Origin of the sequence: Lysinibacillus fusiformis, assembly GCF_003049525.1 — a bacterium.
GTDB classification, from domain to species: Bacteria; Bacillota; Bacilli; order Bacillales_A; family Planococcaceae; genus Lysinibacillus; species Lysinibacillus fusiformis.
In genome coordinates this window covers 347,523-368,463 of record NZ_PYWL01000001.1, presented here as the reverse complement: position 1 = coordinate 368,463, position 20,941 = coordinate 347,523, and the positions used below count along the sequence as shown (strand labels likewise).

Annotated in this window: 22 protein-coding genes and 1 other annotated feature (1 of these 23 running past the window's edge); all 22 genes read left to right on the top strand. The window is 38.1% G+C overall.

All coding sequences use genetic code 11. The annotated features are described in order from the left end of the window. Positions 1-39 precede the first annotated feature (39 nt). The 22 genes from rsmH to C9J29_RS01720 all read left to right on the top strand — a co-directional run bounded on the left by rsmH (position 40) and on the right by C9J29_RS01720 (position 20,665). Entirely contained in the window at positions 40-990 is a 951-nt protein-coding gene (rsmH, locus tag C9J29_RS01825; protein ID WP_036123772.1) for a 16S rRNA (cytosine(1402)-N(4))-methyltransferase RsmH, read from the top strand. Beyond that, a complete protein-coding gene (gene ftsL2, locus C9J29_RS01820; protein WP_008173890.1) occupies positions 991-1,362 on the top strand; it encodes a cell division protein FtsL in 372 nt (123 codons plus the stop codon). Continuing rightward, positions 1,359-3,587 carry a penicillin-binding protein gene (locus C9J29_RS01815; RefSeq protein ID WP_090001946.1) on the top strand — a complete coding sequence of 743 codons (2,229 nt, stop codon included), beginning with the start codon at positions 1,359-1,361 and terminating at the stop codon, positions 3,585-3,587. The genes ftsL2 and C9J29_RS01815 overlap by 4 nt, the downstream gene beginning before the upstream one ends. Positions 3,588-3,644: 57 nt before the next feature. Continuing rightward, positions 3,645-5,561: a stage V sporulation protein D gene (locus C9J29_RS01810; RefSeq protein ID WP_008173886.1), complete on the top strand. Its 1,917-nt coding sequence runs from the start codon at positions 3,645-3,647 to the stop codon at positions 5,559-5,561. Positions 5,562-5,686: 125 nt separating this feature from the next. Next, the gene (gene mraY / locus C9J29_RS01805) at positions 5,687-6,658 is read left to right on the top strand and encodes a phospho-N-acetylmuramoyl-pentapeptide-transferase (protein WP_036123778.1); all 972 of its coding nucleotides are present in this window, start codon (positions 5,687-5,689) and stop codon (positions 6,656-6,658) included. Then, positions 6,658-8,007, top strand: coding sequence for a UDP-N-acetylmuramoyl-L-alanine--D-glutamate ligase (gene murD, locus C9J29_RS01800; RefSeq protein ID WP_008173881.1), 1,350 nt, complete (start codon positions 6,658-6,660; stop codon positions 8,005-8,007). The genes mraY and murD overlap by 1 nt, the downstream gene beginning before the upstream one ends. A gap of 40 nt (positions 8,008-8,047) precedes the next feature. Continuing rightward, positions 8,048-9,127 carry a putative lipid II flippase FtsW gene (ftsW, locus tag C9J29_RS01795; RefSeq protein ID WP_008173880.1) on the top strand — a complete coding sequence of 360 codons (1,080 nt, stop codon included), beginning with the start codon at positions 8,048-8,050 and terminating at the stop codon, positions 9,125-9,127. Positions 9,128-9,147: 20 nt separating this feature from the next. After that, on the top strand, positions 9,148-9,978 hold the full coding sequence (locus tag C9J29_RS01790) for a cell division protein FtsQ/DivIB (RefSeq protein ID WP_008173878.1): 831 nt from the start codon (positions 9,148-9,150) through the stop codon (positions 9,976-9,978). Continuing rightward, complete coding sequence (locus tag C9J29_RS01785; protein WP_008173876.1) at positions 9,959-10,684, top strand: DUF881 domain-containing protein; 726 nt, start codon at positions 9,959-9,961, stop codon at positions 10,682-10,684. Before C9J29_RS01790 ends, C9J29_RS01785 begins: the two co-directional genes overlap by 20 nt. A 98-nt stretch (positions 10,685-10,782) precedes the next feature. Then, positions 10,783-11,502, top strand: a complete 720-nt coding sequence (locus tag C9J29_RS01780) for a DUF881 domain-containing protein (protein ID WP_090001944.1) — start codon at positions 10,783-10,785, stop codon at positions 11,500-11,502. Between the two features lie 3 nt (positions 11,503-11,505). Then, positions 11,506-11,877 carry a small basic family protein gene (locus tag C9J29_RS01775; RefSeq protein ID WP_008173872.1) on the top strand — a complete coding sequence of 124 codons (372 nt, stop codon included), beginning with the start codon at positions 11,506-11,508 and terminating at the stop codon, positions 11,875-11,877. Positions 11,878-11,972: 95 nt separating this feature from the next. Continuing rightward, entirely contained in the window at positions 11,973-13,256 is a 1,284-nt protein-coding gene (gene ftsA / locus C9J29_RS01770) for a cell division protein FtsA (RefSeq protein ID WP_008173870.1), read from the top strand. Between the two features lie 53 nt (positions 13,257-13,309). Then, a complete protein-coding gene (ftsZ, locus tag C9J29_RS01765; protein ID WP_008173868.1) occupies positions 13,310-14,467 on the top strand; it encodes a cell division protein FtsZ in 1,158 nt (385 codons plus the stop codon). Positions 14,468-14,659: 192 nt separating this feature from the next. Beyond that, positions 14,660-15,493 carry a sigma-E processing peptidase SpoIIGA gene (locus C9J29_RS01760; protein WP_089985278.1) on the top strand — a complete coding sequence of 278 codons (834 nt, stop codon included), beginning with the start codon at positions 14,660-14,662 and terminating at the stop codon, positions 15,491-15,493. Between the two features lie 13 nt (positions 15,494-15,506). Then, positions 15,507-16,214 (top strand): RNA polymerase sporulation sigma factor SigE, encoded by a 708-nt coding sequence (gene sigE, locus C9J29_RS01755; protein ID WP_025113851.1) that lies wholly within the window; start codon positions 15,507-15,509, stop codon positions 16,212-16,214. Positions 16,215-16,328: 114 nt separating this feature from the next. Then, entirely contained in the window at positions 16,329-17,102 is a 774-nt protein-coding gene (sigG, locus tag C9J29_RS01750) for an RNA polymerase sporulation sigma factor SigG (protein ID WP_025113852.1), read from the top strand. A gap of 141 nt (positions 17,103-17,243) precedes the next feature. After that, positions 17,244-17,480 (top strand): PRC-barrel domain-containing protein, encoded by a 237-nt coding sequence (locus tag C9J29_RS01745; protein ID WP_025113853.1) that lies wholly within the window; start codon positions 17,244-17,246, stop codon positions 17,478-17,480. An 89-nt stretch (positions 17,481-17,569) separates the two neighbouring features. Beyond that, the gene (locus tag C9J29_RS01740; protein ID WP_164908764.1) at positions 17,570-18,274 is read left to right on the top strand and encodes a YggS family pyridoxal phosphate-dependent enzyme; all 705 of its coding nucleotides are present in this window, start codon (positions 17,570-17,572) and stop codon (positions 18,272-18,274) included. Then, positions 18,258-18,755 carry a cell division protein SepF gene (locus tag C9J29_RS01735; protein ID WP_031418927.1) on the top strand — a complete coding sequence of 166 codons (498 nt, stop codon included), beginning with the start codon at positions 18,258-18,260 and terminating at the stop codon, positions 18,753-18,755. The genes C9J29_RS01740 and C9J29_RS01735 overlap by 17 nt, the downstream gene beginning before the upstream one ends. A 20-nt stretch (positions 18,756-18,775) precedes the next feature. Further along, positions 18,776-19,057, top strand: coding sequence for a YggT family protein (locus tag C9J29_RS01730; RefSeq protein ID WP_008173852.1), 282 nt, complete (start codon positions 18,776-18,778; stop codon positions 19,055-19,057). Between the two features lie 199 nt (positions 19,058-19,256). Further along, positions 19,257-20,045 carry a YlmH family RNA-binding protein gene (locus C9J29_RS01725; protein WP_008173850.1) on the top strand — a complete coding sequence of 263 codons (789 nt, stop codon included), beginning with the start codon at positions 19,257-19,259 and terminating at the stop codon, positions 20,043-20,045. A gap of 95 nt (positions 20,046-20,140) precedes the next feature. Then, the gene (locus C9J29_RS01720) at positions 20,141-20,665 is read left to right on the top strand and encodes a DivIVA domain-containing protein (protein WP_008173848.1); all 525 of its coding nucleotides are present in this window, start codon (positions 20,141-20,143) and stop codon (positions 20,663-20,665) included. 100 nt (positions 20,666-20,765) lie between these two features. Continuing rightward, positions 20,766-20,941: a binding site (T-box leader), on the top strand; it runs 53 nt beyond the window's last position.

Sequence of the window (20,941 nt, the reverse complement as noted above, 5' to 3'; positions counted from 1 at the left end):
AAGATGACATGAGGTTAAGGCCTGAAAGGAGCGAGTGGTATGTTCGATCATACAACCGTGTTATTAAAAGAAACTGTTGATGGGTTGAACATCGATCCTGATGGTGTATATGTGGACTGTACGTTAGGTGGTGCAGGCCATAGTGAATATTTAGTTCAACAATTATCTGATAAAGGCCGTTTAATTTGTTTCGATCAAGATATGACGGCTATCGAAAATGCGAAAATTCGATTAGCGCCTTATATTGAGCGCGTCACGTTTATACATTCGAATTTCCGGTATTTAAAAGAAGAATTATTAGCTCATGGTTTTGAACAAGTGGATGGTATTTTATATGACTTAGGCGTATCTTCACCTCAGTTAGATACACCTGAACGAGGCTTTAGCTATCACCATGATGCACCACTTGATATGCGCATGGATCAAACGGCAACACTTACAGCTTTTGAAGTTGTCAATCAATGGGCATATGAAGATTTAGTACGTATTTTTTTCCGTTATGGAGAAGAAAAGTTTTCAAAGCAAGTTGCTCGTAAAATTGAAGAGGCGCGTAAGTCAGCACCAATTGAAACAACTGGACAACTTGTAGAGCTTATTAAAGAGGGTATTCCAGCAGCGGCACGCCGAAAAGGTGGGCATCCAGCAAAGCGCATTTTCCAAGCAATAAGAATTGCTGTCAATGACGAGTTAGGCGCGGCAGAGGATTCATTAGTCGATGCGATTGATATGATAAACGTAGGTGGACGCATTAGTGTCATTACGTTCCATTCATTGGAGGACCGCCTATGCAAGACAATCTTTAAGGAAGCGTCATCATTACCGGAATTACCACCAAATTTACCAGTAATTCCAGATGACATGAAGCCAACTTTAAAGCTTATTTCACGAAAGCCAATTCTTCCATCAGATGAAGAATTAGAAGTGAATAATCGGGCTCGTTCAGCAAAGCTTAGAGTGGTGGAGAAAATTAACGACAAAGGGCGTGAGTAAATGGCAGCCGTACGTGTAAGGCAACAGCACCAACATCAACAAGTGCAACAACCGATAACACCACCTAGTCCACAACCCACTATCATACGTCGTAAAAAAACGAACCAGAAGTTTGAGAAAACAATGCTAATTGTTTTAGTTAGCATTATTGCTGTATTAGGAGTCCTAGTATTAAATAAACAAGCAGCTATTCAAACGACAAGCATGGACATTCAAAAGATCGAATCAGAAGCAGATGAGATTGCAAAACAGAATGTTGACTTAACGGTTCGTGTAAGTGAACTTTCTACATACGATAACATATGGAAAAAAGCGAAAGAACTCGGTTTAACTCAAAATGAGAAAAATGTAAAGGTAGTGCCGGGAGAATGAAAAAAAAGAGATTTCGATTCCAATGGGGAGCCTTTCTATTAATGATTTTTTATGGAGGGCTCTTTTTTCTATTATTCACAAGAATGGTGAACATTCAGGCGACAGGGCAAGTAGAAGGACAGGAGCTTGCAGCAAGAGCAGCTGCTAAGTATGGTAAGGAAAGTGTTATCACAGCAAACCGAGGAAAAATTTATGACCAAAACGGTCAAGTGATTGCAGAAGATACGTTAAGCTATCGTCTAGTTGCAGTCGTGAGTGAAGCTGCTACAACAGATCCAAAAAAACCTAGGCATGTTGTAGATGCTGAAAAAACGGCTCAAGTTTTAGCGAAGTATATTCCGGCAATGCAAGGAAAAGAAGATGAAGTTCTGAAAAAACTAAATAACCGTTATAGAAGCGATGGTGAACCATTATATCAAGTGGAATTTGGGAGTTCTGGACGCGGTATTAGTCACGAGGTTATGAGTAAAATAAAGGAAGAAAAATTACCAGGAATTCTATTTGTTAGTGATTTAAAACGTTATTATCCAAATGGTGTCTTTGCCTCCCATTTAATTGGCTATGCACTGAAAAAGGATAATGCGGATGGAACTGTTACTACAAAAGGCGAAATGGGCCTAGAATATACGTATGACAAAGAACTGACAGGTGTTAACGGTAAAATGAAATACGAAACAGATGCTTTCAGTTATTTATTACCGAACAGCGAGAAGATGGTGACACCTGCTAAAGATGGGGACGACATTTATTTAACGCTCGATAAAACCATCCAAAGCTTTTTAGAAGAAGCAATGACAAAGGTTGAACAGGAATATAATCCTGAGTCCATGACGGCTGTTGTAGCAGATCCGAAGACTGGGAAAATATTAGCGATGTCCCAGCGTCCTACATTTAACCCAGAAACACGTGATAGTCAAAATATGAAATGGCTGAACGAGGTAATTGAAGAAACAATTGAGCCTGGTTCAACGATGAAAACATTCACACTTGCTTCGGCTATTGATACAAATACATGGGCTCCGAATGCAGAATACCAATCAGGCTCTTATACAGTACATGACCGAACAATTCGAGATCATAATCAGGTTGGATGGGGACAAATTAGCTATTTACAGGGATTCCAACGCTCTTCGAATACGGCCATGGCACATTTATTAAAATTGATTGGCGATGATGTCTTTGTGGAATATTTAGACCGCTTTGGTTTTGGCCACAAAACCGGAATTGATTTACCGAATGAAGCGGCAGGTACAATATTATCAAAATATCCAATTCAACGAGTAACGACAACATATGGGCAAGGGTCAACTGTAACACCTATCCAAATGATCCAAGCCATGACTGCTATTGCGAATGATGGCAAGATGATGCAGCCTTATGTGATTGACCGTATTGTTGATTCATCAACAGGGAAGGTTATTCAAAACCATGAACCTGTTGAAAAAGGACAACCAATCAAAGCAGATACAGCTAAACAAGTACGAGAAATCCTTGCCTCTACACTGACATCAGAATTTGGTACTGCGAAGGATTTTATTCTAGAGGATTATGAGGTTGCAGGGAAGACAGGGACAGCACAAATTCCGAGAGCAGATGGTACGTATGCTTGGGGTGCTAACCAATTCCTATATTCATTTTTAGGAATGGCTCCTGTCGATGATCCTCAGCTCATCATGTATGTCTCAGTGAAAAAACCTAAGTTAAATAATGAGCTTGGATCAGTCCCAGTATCTAAAGTGTTTAATCCTGTTATGTTAAATAGCTTAAAGCACCTTAATATTAATCCAGGTGATGTACAGTATGTGGATAAGGTAGATATTAAGGATTATACAGGTCAAAGTGCTGAGGCGATTGAGGTAGAACTAGGGAATGATGGATTACAGCCTGTTATTGTTGGAAGCGGAGGTAAAATCATAGATCAATATCCGAAAGATACAAAACAACTAGTTAAAGGTAGTTATGTATTTTTGAAGACGGATGGAGATATCATATTGCCAGACTTTACGAATTGGTCATTGAGAAATTTACTTGTTTTCAAATCTATGACAGGGGTAGAGATGGAGATTTTCGGTGAAGGCTTTGTAGCGAGTCAAAGTGTGTCTCCAGGGACTACTATAACGGATAATTCACCGATTGTTGTTAAGCTCAAAACACCTGCTGAAAGCTTTGTACAAGATGTAGAGGCAGCTTCTGAGGGTGAAATTGAACAAGTAGAAGATGAATAATACTGAATAGAAGTCCACTTTATTTCATACGTTGTAAAAAACAAGGTGTGATGTCGAATGAAGTGGATTTCTATCCATTCTAAAAAGCGTTTACGTATTTTATATGTGTTGTTTATGTGTGCGGCAGTGGCGATAGTGATTAGGCTTTTCTTTTTGCAAGTGTTGGATCAAAAGGAACTGACAACGAAGGCAGAAGAGAACTGGGACCGAGAAATCCCATTTGCTAATGAACGAGGGCATATTACTGATCGAGATGGTGAGAGTATTGTAACCAATAAGCTAGCACCAACATTATATTTTATGCCTTCCCAGAGTAAAGATATTGAAGGGGCAGCTGAAAAAATTGCGCAAGTTCTAGAAGTGGACAAAGAGAAACTTTTAGAGAAGATGAAGAAAAAAGCCTATTTAGTAAAGCTAGCGCCTGAGGGGAAAAATATCCCCTATGAAAAAGCAGTGGAATTACAAGGCTTACAAATTGAAGGATTATATAGTGGTGTCGACTACTCAAGAGACTATCCATATGGGACACTTTTATCTCGATTTTTAGGTTTTACAGGGTATGATGCACAAGGCTTAGCTGGTATCGAATATGAATATGATAAGTTTTTGCAGGCTAATTCATCTGCAATTCGCCTATTTACCGATGCAAAGGGCAATAATTTACCGAATGTCGCGAGTGCTTGGAAGGCTGGCGAGGATGGGGCAACTATTGAGCTAACGATCGATGTCGATGTCCAACAGGTCGTTGAACGTGAATTGTCACAGGCTATGGAGCGCTATGAAGCGGACCAAGCATTGGCTATTGCTATGAATCCAAATAATGGAGAAATCTTAGCGTTAGCCTCCTATCCAACCTTTAATCCGGCTGAATATCAATTAGTCGAGCCTGCGATTTATAATCGAAATTTACCAGTGTGGATGACATATGAGCCTGGTTCTACTTTTAAAATTATAACCCTTAGCGCTGCATTGGAAGAAAATTTAGTGGATTTAGAGCATGATACTTTTTATGATCCAGGGTATACGATGGTTGCTGGAGCAAGACTTCGTTGTTGGAAGCGTGAAGGGCATGGACATGAAACCTTTTTAGAAGTTGTGGAGAATTCCTGTAACCCAGGCTTTATTGAATTAGGGCAGCGGTTAGGTAATGAGCGACTATTGCAATATATTAAAGATTTTGGCTTTGGTCAAAAGACTGGTTCCAATATTGCTGGTGAAGCTTCAGGAATATTATTTTCTAAGGAAGCCTTCGGACCTGTTGAACAGGCAACAACCTCATTTGGGCAAGGGGTAGCGGTAACTCCAATTCAGCAAGTTCAAGCGGTAGCAGCAGCAATAAATGGAGGCAAGCTTTATACGCCTTATGTTGTGAAAAAAGTATTTAATCCTAATACAGGCGAAGTCATACAGGAAACTAAACCTGTTGTCAAAAATCAGGTAATTCGTGAGGAGACTTCTGCAAAGGTTCGGGGCGCATTGGAGTCTGTTGTAGCGAATGGTTCAGGTCGACAAGCCTTCCGGGATGGTTTACGAATTGGCGGTAAAACAGGAACAGCACAAAAGGTTGAAAACGGCCGTTACAAAAGTGGAGAATATATCGTATCATTTATTGGCTTTGCGCCAGCCGACAATCCGCAAATTGTCGTCTATGTAGCAGTCGACAACCCTAAAAAGACGACGCAGTTTGGTGGCGTTGTAGCAGCACCTATTGTTGGGCAAATTATTGAGGATGTTGCACCGTTTATAGGTATTGAAAAATCGAAGGAACAGCTCGAAAAGGATTATCGTTATGGGGATCCAATTACTGTGAAGGTACCGAATTTTATCGGGCAAACAAAGGATGATATTGCCAAGCAGTTTTATCCATTCCGTATAGAATGGCATGGAGAAGGGACTAAAATTGGTAACCAGTTACCTGAAGTGGATAGTGTTATCAAACAAGATGGTACCATTCATTTATATTTGGAGAACTGAAATAACTTTACCTTTAAAAAATGGGAAAGAACCACTATTATTATGAAGGGTAGTAATAAATAAATGAAAGTTTATGCTTTTTTCCTAACGAAGAAAGTGAAACAAGATTTAAAGGAGATTTTTCAATGAAACTCGCAACAACACTTACCATTTTAGCTCTTGCTTTTATAGTAACAGTTATCCTGGCACCAATTAGTATTCCACTTCTTCGACGCCTAAAGTTTGGGCAAAGTATTCGTGAAGAGGGACCAAAATCACATATGAAAAAAGCTGGTACACCAACAATGGGCGGTATAATTTTCTTAATTTCTATCGTCCTAACAACTGTTGGTGTAGGAAGCTTTTTAGATTTATTAACGACACAGACCGTAGTACTTTTACTAGTATTAGCAGGATTTGGCTTAATAGGTTTACTGGATGATGGTTTGAAGGTTGTATTTAAAAGGAATTTAGGGTTAACCTCTCTTCAAAAATTAATTGGTCAAATTGTTATCGCCATCCTTGCATATTTTCTACTGCATGTTGGATCGTTTGATACAACACTTGCTATTCCATTTACAAATTGGACAGTTGATCTTGGTGTCTTCTATGTTGCCTTTTTAATTTTTTGGTTAGTAGGTTTCTCCAATGCGGTGAATTTAACAGATGGTTTAGATGGACTAGTGGCAGGAACTGCATCGATTGCTTTTGCGGCATTTGGTGTTATTGCACTTTTCCAAAGCCAAGCTGATATTGCTTTATTTGCCTTTGCTGTTACAGGAGCATTATTAGGGTTTTTATTATTTAATGCGAATCCAGCAAAAGTATTTATGGGTGATACGGGTTCATTAGCATTAGGTGGGGCGTTAGCCATGGTATCGGTATTAGTAAAAGAAGAGTTTTTACTATTACTAGTTGGCTTGGTATTTGTCATCGAAACATTATCCGTTATTTTACAGGTAGGAAGCTTTAAACTGCGTAAAAAGCGTATTTTTAAGATGAGTCCAATCCATCACCATTTTGAATTATCAGGTTGGTCAGAGTGGAAAGTAGTGCTTGTCTTCTGGTCAACTGCCCTAGCAGTAGCATTGATTGCAGTCTTATCGGAGGCGTTTTAATGAAAAACTATACAGATTTACAACATAAAAAAGTACTTGTGTTAGGCCTAGCAAAAAGTGGTGTGGCAGCTGCAGAAATTTTACATGAGCTCGGCGCCTTTGTCACAGTCAATGATTCCAAACCATTTGATGAAAGCCCTGATGCTCAGGGACTATTACAAAGGGGGATTACCGTGATTTGTGGCCGCCATCCTGAGGATTTACTGGATGAAGGTTTTGAATTAGTCGTTAAAAACCCAGGCATTCCTTATAGTAATCGCATTGTAGCGGATGCTCTACATCGCGATATTCCTGTGTGGACGGAGATTGAACTTGCTTATTTAATAAGTGATGCACCATTTATAGGTATTACAGGCTCGAATGGTAAAACAACGACGACTACTTTAATCTTCGATATGTTGAACAACGGAAGTAAAAATCCTTTGATTGCAGGAAATATTGGTACAGTTGCTTGTGGCGTCGCTAAAGAAGCTAATGAAGATGACATTATTGTAACGGAGCTGTCATCGTTCCAATTGATGGGGACTAAAACATTTAAGCCTAAAATTTCTATTCTAACAAACCTTTATGATGCCCATCTTGACTATCATGGAACATTTGATAATTATGCTGAAGCGAAGTTTGCTGTGACGCGTAATCAAGATGAAAGTGATTACTTTATTTATAATGCTGATCAACCAATTGTAGTTGGATATGCAGCGCAATCAAATGCGCAAAAAATTCCATTCAGTTCAAATGGACGTACTGTCAACGGAATCAGTGCAGATGAGACAACGATATATTGGCAAGGGGAACCTTATATGGACCGGGCGAATATCGCGCTGCCTGGTAAGCATAATTTAGAGAACATCCTAGCAGCAGTGGCAGCCTGTATTTTAGTTGGCTGTGACAAAGGGAAGATGGAAGAGGTTTTAGCAACATTTGGCGGAGTGAGACACCGTACTCAATTCGTACGCGAATGGAATGGTCGGAAGATTTATAATGACTCCAAAGCTACAAACTGTTTAGCAACAAAAAGTGCTTTAGACGCATTCCAAGCGCCGGTTATTTTGCTAGCAGGTGGTTTAGATCGAGGACACTCTTTTGAGGAGCTTCGATCAAGTATGAATCATGTGAAAGGCGTCGTCGCATTCGGAGAAACTGGACTACGTTTTGTTGAATTTGCAAAATCATGTGGTGTCCAACAAACAGTTATCGCTCAAAATGTGGAGGACGCTGTACACTATGCAGCACCGATGTCAGCAGAGGGAGATATTATTTTATTATCTCCAGCATGTGCAAGCTGGGATCAATATGACAGCTTTGAAATACGCGGAGATGTTTTTATTGATGCTGTAATGAAGCTGTAATGAGCCTGTAACTATTTTAGAATATACTTGACTTGGAAGGATGGCATTACTGAGAGGGAAAGAAAGTTACTTATTGCTCGTCACAACTTTGATGCTATCAGTAATCGGCATTATTTTCGTCTATTCTGCGGGGACTTATTGGAGTGCCATTCATTATAGTGGAAAAATGCCGTTTTATATGAAGCAAAGCGTATACTTTGTGGTAGCCATAATTGTATTTTTAATCACAATTCGATTAAATATTTTGAGAGAGCAGTCCTTTTGGAAAATGGCCTATATATTTTCGTTAATTTTACTTGTTCTAGTGTTAATACCTGGTATTGGGCTAGTTCGAAATGGTTCGCAAAGCTGGATAGGGGTTGGTCCATTGACAATCCAGCCAGCGGAGCTAACGAAAATAACTGTCATTGTTTACCTGAGTCATATTTTAGCGCAGCATAAAACAGGGACGCCCGTTGTTAATTGGCGCCATGCTTTAATCCTATTAATCCCTGTTGCTTTGATTATGTTGCAGCCTGACTTCGGTTCAGTATTTATTCTTGTTGTGGCTGTATTTTTATTGTTTTTTGTCGCTGGGTACCCGTTAAAGCTATATGCCATGATTATGTTGGTTGGTATAGCGGGACTAGTAGGGTTAATTGCAACTGCACCATATCGACTAAAGCGAATAGAAGCATTCCTCGATCCATGGGCTGATCCCTTGGTAAGTGGGTTCCAAGCAGTGCAATCACTAATGGCGATTGGTCCTGCCGGAATTTTTGGTCATGGTTTTGGACAAAGTCGGCAAAAGTTTCTATATTTGCCTGAGCCACAAAATGACTTTATTTACGCTATTATTTTGGAAGAAGTCGGCTTGATTGGTGGTCTCTTTATTTTAGCACTATTCGTACTGACAATTTATGCGGGCTATCGATTTGCTGTACAGGCTAAAAATCGAACATCCTATTATGCGATTATAGGGCTAGTCACAATGCTGATGGTGCAAGCGTTTCTTAATATAGCTGTAGTAATAGGTTTAGTACCTGTAACCGGTGTTACATTGCCTTTTATTAGCTATGGAGGAACATCTTTAGTCACAATGTGGTTAATAATAGGTATTATTTATCAATTGGCGAAATAAATATAAAGGAGGAGTACTTTTTGGAGAAAGTAATTGATATAGAAGATCGTATACCTACGCTAAAAAAGCGACGAAAAAAGCGTACAAATCGTAAATTTATCGTGCTAATATTACTTTTCTTTATTGTGTTAGCGGTACTCCTTTATTTTCAATCTCCTTACAGTAACATCAATAAAATAACAGTCAATGGTGCGAAGCTGGTAGATAATGAACATTATGTGGAGACAAGTACCCTTGCGCTAGGTAAATCAATGTGGGGGTTCAAAATAGAAGACGTGGAGAATCTTCTGTTAAAGGATAAATGGGTAAAAGAAGCACATGTTAAACGTAACTGGCTTCGAGGCGTAACGATAGATGTGAAGGAATGGAAAAAAGTTGCGTATTTGGCTGGGGACGGCACCTATTATCCGTTGCTTGAAAATGGTGAACGTTTTGAGCAAAAAGGGAATGATACTCCAATTGATGCCCCTGTTTTTATTGGAATTACTGGTGAAAAAACAATTAAAAAACTAGTTGCACAGTTAGCACAATTAAAACCAGAAGTATTAGCTTTAATTTCTCAGGTTAACACGAATAGTAATGATACAAATCCGAACGCGGTAAAGCTTTATATGAATGATGGCTATGAGGTACGAGCTATTATTCAGACGCTTGCAGATAAGTTAAATTATTACCCCTCCATTGTTGCACAAATTGCAAATTTAGAAAAAGGTGTAATTGATTTAGAGGTCGGTTCCTATTATCGTCCTTTTAACGAGGAGTACAACAAAATAAGCATCGACATGGAAGCTAATGAAGATGGGGAAATGGTTGACCAGGAAGTGACAGAAGATGAACAACAAGAAGAATAGCAAAGGGAGTTTTTTTTCTAGAAAACAATTTGAACTATTGATTGTTTGTGTGACAACAGGGTTTATCATCGGCTATTCATATAATCAGGCAAAAGATAACCGCGAAGCAGGTACAATTAATTCAGAGCTTTATGAGCAAGAAGATTCTTATCGTGAGGAATTGATCACTCAGCAAGAACGCAATAAAGAGCTAACGGAAGAGTTAAATAGCCTACAGGAACAAATTCGGAAGTATGAGAAATCATTTGCTTCTGATGAGAAAGACTATAAGAAGCTTGTTGAACAAGCGGAGGATTTACGGCTCTTACTTGGTGAGTTGAAGAGTGATGGAAAAGGAATACGGATTACTCTCCAAGATGGTGATTATGATCCAAAATCTTTGAATCCGAATGATTATATCGTTCATGAAAGCCATGTTTTTAAATTGTTGAATGAATTGAAAATTTCGGGTGCTCAAGCAATTGCTATTAATGGGCAACGTGTCTTGGCCAATTCCTATATCAGATGTAATGGTCCAGTAATAACTATTGATGGTACACAGCATCCCGCTCCTTTTGTAATAGAAGCTGTAGGAGATTCCGATACTTTAATGGCTTCTTTAAATTTAAATGGCGGTGTCGTTGATCAATTATTAAATGACAATATTGTGGTGTCTTTAGAAGAACATCAGAAACTTACAATGCCAAGAGTAAAAGTAGAAAGTTAAGGACAAGTCCTAGTTCATGTTTAAAGTCTAATTTCAGCCTCTAGGGAAGTTTTACATTGACTACTGAGGGGCATACGATACGTCTAGGAGGGGCTATTTTGCGAAGAAATATGTACACCCGAATAACGATCGTGCTATTTATTATCGGTTTGATGATAGCGGTACAATACAATACCATACAAAAACCAGCAGAGCGAGATACACGAGATATTTGGGCAATAAGAGAGGAATTAGCACAAGAAAAGCAAAGGCATTCCGCATTACTGGCAGAAATTCGCTCACTTCATGAAGTAGTGGATCGCTATGAGCAATCTGAAAAAGTAAATCAGCAAGCAGCTTTACATGAAACATTAAATCGTTTAAAGCAACAGGCTGGACTAACAGAAGTGATAGGGCCTGGTGTCATACTTCGGATTGAACCAGCACCTGAATTAATAGAGATGGGCTATGAAATTAAAGAAATATCGCCCGATTTATTAACTCAATTATTAAATACGCTGTTTAAAAACGATGCAACCAGTGTTTCAATAGATGGCAATCGTGTTGTTCAAACAACGGCCATTCGGGACATTAATGGGAAGACAACGGTGAATAGTGTACCATTGTTGTCACCTAAATTTGATATATATGTTGGGACAAGCGACTATAAAGCAGCTCAAAAAATGTATAATTCGCTTCAAGCCTCGACGTTTATAGATTCATTTTATTTAGATAATTATAATTTAGTAATTGAAGAGCCAATAGATCAATTACAAATTCCAGCATTTGATCAGCCATTGACAAATGATTACTTAGCAGAGGTAAAAAAAGGAGATTAATTTATGTGGCTACCATTTTTAGGTTTGATATTTGGACTTGCCCTTGGCTTGTTAACAAATATACAAATCCCCTCTATGTATGAAAATTATCTGTCAATAGCAGTTTTAGCAGCTTTAGATACATTATTTGGTGGTATCCGTGCTCAATTACAGCAAGTGTACGACGATAAAGTTTTTGTATCAGGATTCTTTTTTAATATAGTTCTCGCAGCAGGGTTAGCGTTTATAGGTGTGAATTTAGGGATAGATTTGTATTTAGCAGCTATTTTCGCTTTCGGAGTACGTTTATTCCAAAATATTGCAATAATTAGGCGTATATTACTAACTCGCTTGGATGAGAAACGTCACAAGAAAGAAAAAACTTCCATAGATTAAGAGAAAAATTGACCAAAATACTCGATTTGCTTAGACATTATGCCAAATTTACAATAGAATGAAAATAAGAGCATTTTTCAAGGAGGTGCAGCGAATTGAATCAGCAAGATTTATACATTTCACTTGATATTGGATCCTCCTCTATCAAGGTATTAATAGGTGAAATGAGTGACGGACAATTACATGTAATTGGCGTCGGAAATGTAAAATCGAATGGGGTTCGAAAAGGAGCAATTGTTGACATCGATGCAACAGTTCAATCTATTCGAAAAGCAGTAGAACAAGCCGAACGAATGACAGGGTATCAAATTCAAGAAGTCGTTCTAGGCGTTCCTGCTAACCAAACGATGTTACAGCTAGTTAAAGGTGTTGTCGCTGTAAATAGTGAAAACAGAGAAATTACAGATGATGATTTAGACAGAGTGGTAGAATCTGCACAAGTCATGTCAATACCTCCTGAACGTGAATTAGTTAACATCATTCCAAGACAGTTTATTGTGGACAACCTTGATGAAATTAAAGATCCTCGTGGTATGATTGGCATCCGTCTAGAAATGGATGCAACAATGATAACGACATCCAAAACGCTTTTACACAATGTTCTTCGCTGTGTTGAGCGTGCAGGTTTAAGTATACGAGAAATATATTTGCAACCATTAGCATCAGGCTACTTTGCATTAACTGAAGATGAAAAAAACCAAGGAACTGCCTTTGTAGACATAGGAGGCGGCTCTACTACAATCGCGGTATTTGAAGAGGGATTGTTAACGCATACAGGCGTCCTACCAGTTGGTGGTGATCATATAACGAAAGATATTTCCATCGTTTTAAAGACACCAACAGAACAAGCTGAAAATATCAAACACCAATTTGGACATGCCTTTTATGATGATGCATCTGACGATGAAATCTTTGAAGTACCAATTGTAGGAACAGATTCTACTGATCAATATAGCCAACGCTATATCTCAGAAATTATTGGCGCTCGCCTAGAAGAATTACTAGAATTAGTGATTGACGAGTTAGCACGTCTAGGTGTTAGAGATTTACCTGGCGGCGTTGTTTTAACTGGTGGTGTTGCTAAACTTGAAGGTATCGCCCAGTTAGCACGTCAAATTCTACAAACGCGTGTAAGAATTTATACACCCGATTATATTGGCGTTAGAGAGCCTTCATTTGCAACAGCGGTTGGACTTATTCGTTACGCCTATTTAGAAGATGATTTTTACGGTAAAAGTACGAATACGCAACCTGTTGAATATGCAGCTGTAGGAGCTCAAGCAGCTATGCCTAAAAAGCAAGAGTATTCTGCACCTTCAGAACCAAAAGAAAGCGTAATCGGGAGAGCAAAAAAATTATTTGATAAGTTTTTTGATTAACTAGAATGCGTAATGATTGATACAGAGTCGAGTTACCGTGGGAGGAAAAAGAGATGTTAGAATTTGATACAAATGTAGATGAACTTGCAGTAATAAAGGTCATAGGTGTTGGTGGCGGCGGTAACAACGCTGTCAATCGAATGATAGAACATGGTGTACAAGGTGTTGACTTTATCGCAGTTAACACAGATTCACAAGCATTGAATTTATCAAAGGCAGAGGTTAGGCTTCAAATTGGTGCTAAACTGACGCGTGGATTAGGGGCAGGTGCTAATCCAGAAGTAGGAAAAAAAGCGGCTGAAGAGAGCCGTGAGCAATTAGAAGAGGTTCTACGTGGCGCAGACATGGTATTCGTCACTGCCGGTATGGGTGGAGGCACTGGTACTGGTGCAGCGCCAGTAATTGCACAAATTGCTCGTGAGTTAGGAGCACTAACAGTAGGTGTTGTGACACGTCCATTTACGTTTGAAGGACGTAAACGTCAAACACAGGCTATCGGCGGAATTGGTGGTATGAAAGAAGCCGTGGATACGCTAATTGTTATCCCGAACGACAAGTTATTACAAATTGTCGATAAATCAACACCAATGCTAGAAGCTTTCAGAGAAGCAGATAACGTACTTCGTCAAGGTGTCCAAGGTATTTCTGATTTAATCGCAACACCTGGTCTTATTAACTTAGACTTTGCAGACGTGAAAACAATTATGTCAAACAAAGGCTCAGCATTAATGGGTATCGGTATTGCTACTGGTGAAAACCGTGCTTCAGAAGCAGCAAAGAAAGCCATTTCGAGTCCTTTACTAGAATCGTCTATCGATGGTGCTAAAGGCGTTCTTATGAATATTACAGGTGGCTCTAATCTTAGCTTATTTGAAGTACAAGAAGCAGCAGATATCGTAGCTTCTGCATCTGATGAAGAAGTAAATATGATTTTCGGTTCTGTCATTAATGAAAACCTAAAAGATGAAATCATTGTGACAGTTATCGCAACAGGTTTTACGGAAGAAGCTTTACAACAACAACGTCATACAGTAAAACCATCACTCAATATAAATAGACAATCTGCTCCACAACAACAAGCACCAATTCGTGAACAACGACAAGAAATGCATGTTCAACAAGAGCAGCCACGTCAAAATCAGCAACAGTATGCACAGGATGACATGCTTGAAGTCCCAGCATTTTTACGTAATCGCAAAAATCGTGGTTAATTGAAATCAAACAACTTCTAAAAAGCTCGTATTTTACATATGTAAAATACGAGCTTTTTAAATTTGTTGTCGAGATGTTCATTTGTGTAAGGAAACCATGTATTTTGTCAAAACATTTTAAGGAAATGATGCGATTGTTTGACAATATTTGTGGGAGTAACATGCTAACTTTGTAAGTAGGAGGCGGCTGTTATGTATGGAGAATGGCTGGTGCTCATTAATACGCTTTTTAATCTAGCGATACTCACGTTTACAGCAAGAGTAACAGGGGTTCTAGTCAAGAATTCAAGATTATTAATGAGTTCGTTTTGTAGTAGTTTAGTAGCTGTAATTGGCGGTCAAATGCTGTGGACAACGGTTCTTAGTTTTATATTACTTATAGGTATAGCTTTTCGCTTTAGGATTCGGAGCTTCCAGAAGCAAGGACCGATCGTTTTAACAGCAACGATCGTTATCGGCGGATTGTTAACAGCACTACAACCTTTTTTAAAAAATCTTTCTGCCACCCATTTTATAATGATTTGTTTTGTACTCGCAGTTTTAAATCTCGTTGCATTCTATAAGCAATGGGGATTTGTGAAGCTAGAGCGTTTAAGTGGACAATTTGTATTTGACACAACTTTAAAAATTTTTGGTGCAATAATACCACTTTCAGCATTTGTGGATACAGGTAACCAAGCAATTGAGCCGCTTTCAGGTAAGCCCGTTCATTTCGTCTCATATACAGCTTTAAGTCCACATTTACCTGCGGATTTCCGCAAATCATTAATAGAATGGCAAGAAACAGATCCGTACAATGTATCTATGTTTTCAGAAGATTATCAGCGTTATATACGATTTATTCATATCAATACTGTACAGCAACAAACTGTTGTATTAGGTTTTCGCTTTGATGAATGGCTTATAAAGGGGGAGCCTTCGCAGGTGAAATCGAATGAATATATCGTTTTAACAAAAAAGGCTAAAAATTTTCCACATAGCACAGCAGCAATTTTACATTTTTCAGCGCTTTCAAATAACTCATAGAGGGGGAGAACTATTGCTTCTTAGGCTACTTGCTAGCTTGAAAAAATTTTGGAGTAAGTTTCGTAGTCGTGAAACGTACTATATAGGGGGAAATGATTCATTGCCAGTGCCACTAAGTCGAGAAGAAGAAGTTACAGTCATTGCATCCTTTATGAAAGGTGATTTACGTGCTAGAGACACACTAATTGAACGTAATTTACGTCTTGTTGTTTATATTGCTAGACGTTTTGACAATACGGGGACGCCAATCGAAGATTTAATCAGCATTGGTTCTATCGGGTTAATAAAGGCGATTGAAACGTTCAATACAGATAAAAATATTAAGCTTGCAACTTACGCATCACGATGCATTGAAAATGAAATTTTAATGCACTTACGAAAAACTAGTCGTATGAAGGGTGAAGTGTCATTAGACGAACCATTAAACTCTGATGCAGATGGAAATGAATTATTACTATCAGATATTTTAGGTACAGAAGAGCACATTATTCTTGATAATGTAGAGAAAAAAATTGAACGTCAGCATATGTTCCATGCCATTAATTTATTAGGTGCACGTGAACGATATATTATGGAATGCCGTTTTGGTCTCAATGGGAAAGTAGAAATGACGCAAAAAGAAGTGGCAGATCATTTAGGGATATCACAATCATATATTTCCCGCTTAGAAAAGAAAATTATTCAGGATTTACGTGAAAATTTAAATCAGCCAATTTCTTAGAAAGGGAAAATTAACCTACCTAAAATTGGTCATAGCTTTTGTGCATATTCTTGTTTCTCTCGGACAAACTGATGTCACGGTTTAGTCAGAGAATAACATCCGGAGGAATCGAATATGCGAACAAAAGTAGATCTTTGCGGCTTAGATACATCGACTTTGCCAATTTTAAAGCACGAGGAAATGAAGGAACTCTTCATTCGTTTACAAGCTGGTGAAACTGAAATCAGAGAAGAGCTTGTCATGTGCAATTTAAGGTTAGTGCTAAGTATTGTTGGTAGATTTGCCTATAGAGGTGAACAGGCAGATGATTTATTTCAAGTAGGCTGTATTGGCCTCATGAAAGCCATTGATCATTTTGATTTAAAGCATAATGTGAGATTTTCAACATATGCTGTCCCAATGATCATTGGTGAAATTCGTCGCCATCTGCGTGATCATCATGCATTACGAGTATCTCGTTCTTTAAGAGATATTGCGTATAAGGCAATGCAAGCAAAAGAACAGTGGATAACCGAAAATTTGCGCGAACCAACGATTGAAGAAATTGCTGACATGATCGAGATGAAAAAAGAAGATGTTTTATTTGCTTTAGATGCAATTCAAGACCCAATGTCATTACAAGAGCCCATATATTCAGATGGAGGGGACGCTGTCTATATGATGGACCAATTACGTGATGATGATGTATCAGAAGATCAATGGGTTGCCTATGTGTCGGTAAAGGAAAGCTTGCAAAAACTAGATGAACGTCAGCAAATGATCGTGGCAAAACGTTTTTATTATGGTGAAACACAAACTGAGATTGCTAAGGAATTAGGCATTTCACAAGCACAAATTTCACGTCTTGAAAAAAATGCAATTGAAACAATGCAAAAAGATTACAAATAAAAAAATGCGCATCGAATTATTCGGTGCGCATTTTATCTTCATTCAATGAACGATTGATACATAAATATAAAGAGACAGCAAAGTTTGATGATAGAGAAAAATAATTTAGATGAAAGAGTAATGGATAGAGGAGGTTTTTCATTGCGGTTCTCATTATTACAACAAAAAGAAGTAATTGAAGCAGGAAATGGGCGATTTATAGGATTTGTGGTAGATGCAGAGGTATCGAAAGAAACGGGCTATGTAACAGCATTTTTAATTGCCGAGCCCCGAAAATATCTTGGTTTTTTTAAAGGAGAAGAATCTGTAAGAAAAGTGTATATGAAAGATGTGCTTGTCGTTGGCAAGGATGTCATTTTGGTAAAGGCACTTTCCTAAAAGGCTGACATAGGTCAGGCTATTCATTGATAAATCAAGCATTGCTTGTTACAATAAGAGAAACTAATGTTGTAAAGTTGGGAAAAACAGTGACAAAAATTTTAGCAAATTTAAACAAACTAAATGATTTAATAGCAGCAGCAGAAACAAGAGTCAATCGTGAAGCCAATAATGTTCAAATAATAGCTGTGACGAAAGAGGTTTCTGTAGAAAGAACCCAAGAAGCAATCGAAGCTGGATTGACTCATTTAGGAGAAAACCGACCTGAAGGTTTAAATCGTAAACTATCTGCTATTCAAGCCCATGTCAATTGGCATTATATCGGGTCCCTACAAACACGTAAAGTAAAACAAGTGATTAACAGCATTGATTATTTACATTCATTAGATCGTTTGAGTTTGGCAGAAGAAATTGAAAAAAGAGCAGTAAAGCCTGTAAAATGTTTTATACAAGTAAATGTTTCAGGGGAAGAATCAAAACATGGTTTAAGCATGGAAGCAGTTTTACCTTTTGTAGAATCATTGAAAGGTTTTACAAAAGTCGAAGTTGTCGGTTTAATGACAATGGCACCAAACACAGAAGACGAAACACTTATTCGTTCTGTATTTAAGCAATTAAAACAATGTCAACAGCAAATAGCCGAGCAAGGATTCGCACACGCACCTTGTACCGAGTTATCAATGGGCATGTCTAATGACTTTGAAATTGCGGTAGAGGAAGGGGCTACTTTTGTTCGAGTCGGAACGGCTCTTGTTGGAAATGAAAGAGGGGAACAGGATGAGCATGAAAAATAAAATTAAAAACTTCTTTTACCTCGAAGAAGAACTAGAAGAAGAAATCACGCAAGCTCCTATTCAGCAGCAACAACCTGTACAACAACAGCAACCGATTCATTCAGTAAAGCCTAAAAAAACAATTAAAGAACGTAAGGCATCGATCCATGAAATTGTGCCGCAAAGTACAGCTACGCCTAATAATATTGTCAGCTTACAAGCTGCGATGAGTTCCAAAGGAGCAAAAGTTGTCTTAATAGAGCCTAGAGTCTATGCAGAAGCACAAGATATCGCGGAACATTTAAAAAATAAACGTGCAGCTATCGTCAATTTACAACGTATTGAGCGAGAGCAAGGTAAACGCATTATTGATTTTTTAAGTGGCACAGTTTATGCCCTTGCAGGGGATATACAACGTATCGGAAAAGATATTTTCCTTTGCACTCCAGACAATGTAGAAGTGACTGGTGAAATTACAAACTTTATTTTAGACGATAATTAATAGCGAGGATTGTAGTTTATATGACTTTTTTTATAATACTTGGTTATGTATCATTAGCATTTAGGATTTATTCATTTATGCTAATTGCATATATCTTAATGTCTTGGGTGCCTGCCGCTCAAAATTCAGCCATTGGACGAATGCTTGAAAAAGTGTGTGAGCCTTATTTGGGGATATTCCGAAAGTTTATCCCACCGCTTGGTATGATTGATATTTCACCAATTGTGGCAATCTTTATGCTGAATTTTATTGAAAGAGGACTTGTGATAGTCATTCAGAAATTATTTCTTATGTTCGTATAAATATAAAATCCTCACGTTTTAGTGGGGGTTTTTTATTTATATTGAAAAGAAGAAAAGCAGACGTCGCGAATTTTAAAGTGTCTATTCGAGTGAACTCGAAAAAATTTTAATGCCATGATGTCAAAGTACCAATGATTGGGAATACTATGTTTATCCAATCCATGAGGCAAATAGGAACGATGAAAGAGGAGACAACGAGATGGAGCACTTGATTCAGCATTTTCGGAAAGATGAGCAACCTTTTATTGAACAGGTAATAAGCTGGCAGCGGGAGGTAGAGGATCGCTATGCACCTAAGCTGACTGATTTTCTTGATCCAAGACAGCGCTTTATAGTGACATCTATTATTGGACAGGATGACTCAATGAATACATTATGTGCGGGGTTATTTAATGAGGCGGAGAGACAACGTATGCTCATTTATCCAGCCTACTATGAGCCTACAGATAAAGACTTTCAACTGACAGCTTTTACACTTCAGTATCCCGTTAAATTTGTACAATTACGCCATCCAGATGTTTTAGGAGCCTTGTTATCATTAGGGTTAAATCGTAGTAAATTCGGTGATATTCGCGTGAGTGAGCATCAAATCCAATTTGTCGTTGCAAAAGAAGTGGCAGAATATGTCCGTTTACATTTAACAGGCATTGGTAAAGTAAAGGTACATGTTGAATCCCTTAAAGAACAGGAGCCTCTCCTTATTAATGAAGATGAATGGCTGGAGGAATCTCACACGGTTACCTCCATGCGATTAGATGTTATTATTGCAACCGTTTTGAAAGTGTCTCGTCAAAAAGCACAAGCTTTAATTACTGGTAAAAAAGTGCGTGTTAATTGGACAGAGCGTGATGCTGTTGCTTTTGAATTACAAGAAGGGGATATTTTATCGATAAGAGGGAGCGGTCGTTTGAAAATAATTATGACAGAAGGCCGTACAAAAAAAGATAAAATCCGTCTACAAGTCGGTCGATTGGCTCAAAAAAGCTAAAAGAAAAGTAAATTTCATTATTTTATACTGCTAAGTTGTCGGAAGAATTGTATAATAGGAATTACGAATGTACACGAAAAGGAGAGAAGGATAGTATGCCATTATCACCTATTGATATACATAATAAGGAGTTTACAAAAGCTTTCAGAGGATATGCTGAAGATGAAGTAAATGAATTTTTAGATCAAATCATTAAAGACTATGAAATTTTGCTGCGTGAAAAAAAAGAGGTTGATAAGCAACTAGAAATGGCCTTAGAGCAAGCGAGGCATTTTAGCTCTTTAGAAGAAACATTACAAAAGTCTATTGTGGTTGCACAAGAAGCTGCAGATGAAGTACGTAGAAATTCTCAAAAAGAGGCAAAGCTTATTGTCAAAGAAGCAGAGAAAAATGCTGATCGAATCGTTAATGATGCTTTAACGAAAGCACGTAAGGTTACAATTGAAATTGATGAACTTAAAAAACAATCTAAGGTGTTCCGTAATCGTTTCAAAATGCTTGTTGAAGCCCAGCTTGATTTATTAAATGCTGACGATTGGGAGCATTTGCTTCAGTATGATATCGATTTAACAGAAATTCAAGCTTCTGTAGATGAAGCGCAAGAAGCAGAAGATATGTAACTCTCCTTTTCATGGAGAGGATCAAATTTAAATGAAACTTGACGCGATTGTTTGAATTTCATATACTTTGTTATAGCAATTATTTTGTACAGACATATGCATAGAAGCAGAGACGAAGACAGTATTTGTTAGGCGTGGTGAAGCGATTTGGGGATAGTGGAAGCCCAAACAAGCAACTAACAATGAACATCACTTCTGAGCTAAATAACTGAAAAAAGTAAGTTATTTCGTGATGCACGACGTTAATGTGCTTGAAAGAGGTAGTGCAACCTATTT